Genomic DNA, 1415 nt, shown 5'->3' with positions numbered 1-1415 from the left:
GGCTCTACAATATCTGTTGTTGGTAATAGATTTATCTATTATTGATGGCAGATTTTTTGTATGCTTAGTTAGGGATAAAAAAAGCGGACATTCACTGTCCGTTCGCAAAAAATCAACCACCACGAAGATTTCCAGAAAGAAGTGAATGCCCTTATGGCTAATAATACTACAAAACTCTTGTTAGGGATAGTTGATCCCCACATAGAAATTAAAACTGGTGCGCGCAAAAATGATGGGGTCATTCGTTTTGAGGGGGTTTTAGACTACAAGCCGCTGGCTTGTCCCAAATGTGGCATTATCAATCAGGCCCAAATTATTAAGTATGGCTGGCGAATGACAACGGTCCGCTTTGCTAAAACCTTAGGCAATGCGGTTATTTTAAAATTAAAGCGCCGTTATTTCTGCTGTAAAGCCTGTCAGTCTCATTTTTTAGCCCAGACAAATCTGGTGCCTAAACATTGTTCAATTTCTAATCCAACCCGTCAGGCTGGCCTAGAAAAACTGGCGGAGCCAGTAGCTTTAAAACATATTGCGAATGAACTGGCGACGTCCGACACTTTTGTTGGCCGGCAACTATTATGCGCTGAACGTGATTTTAAACCGAACTTTCACTGGTTGCCAGAAGTTATCTTAATGGACGAAATTAAAAGCACTAAGACAGCTACCGCTGCCATGAGCTTTGAATTCATGGATGCAAAAACGCACCAATTAATTGATGTGCTGCCGTTTCGGACGATTCACCGACTTGAAAAACACTTTAAACGTTATGCTCAAACTGCTAGAGAAAAGGTCAAAATCATTGTCACTGACATGAATTATACTTATCCGAAACTGACGAAAACAATCTTTCCCAACGCGATTGTCGTCATAGATAAGTTTCACCTCACTAATGCCCTTAATCGGGCCTTTAATCAGACCAGAGTGCGGATAATGAAAAAGTTTACCCCAGGTTCTCGTGAATTTAAAGCCCTTAAACGCTACTGGAAATTGTTATTAGTGCCCCGTGAACAATTAGACTACGAACATTTTCGTAAGTGGACTTATTTTCCTTATTGGGTTACTGCCAAAGATATTGTCACCAGGTTATTAAAGCTTGATCCGATCCTTGAACAGACTTACACGGTCTTAAATAGCGTTCAAACCGCACTAAAACACAAAGACTGGCCCAATTATAATGCCGTCTTTTGGCACACCGCGAACACCGCAGGTTGTTCTGCAGAAATGCTTGGCGCGCTTAAAATACTACAAACGCATCATGATGAAATTCATAATACCTTTATGATGCCGTATTCAAATGGTCCTTTGGAGGGCTCGAATAATAAAATCAAAGCGATTAAAAGAGCAAGTTTTGGCTTCCGCAGTTTCTTTAAATTTAGAATTAGAGTGCTGTATATTTTCCGTGTTCAGACAAAAAA

General features: G+C 40.3%; 1 protein-coding gene. It reads left to right on the top strand.

Going from position 1 to position 1415, the window contains the following annotated elements:
* Positions 1 to 153 precede the first annotated feature (153 nt).
* Positions 154 to 1415, top strand: a 1262-nt coding sequence (locus FC24_RS03975; RefSeq protein WP_057873586.1) for an ISL3 family transposase, incomplete at its 3' end; no start/stop codon positions are given.

This window comes from Loigolactobacillus rennini DSM 20253, from assembly GCF_001436505.1.
GTDB classification, from domain to species: Bacteria; Bacillota; Bacilli; order Lactobacillales; family Lactobacillaceae; genus Loigolactobacillus; species Loigolactobacillus rennini.
This window is presented reverse-complemented; position numbering and strand designations above follow the sequence as displayed.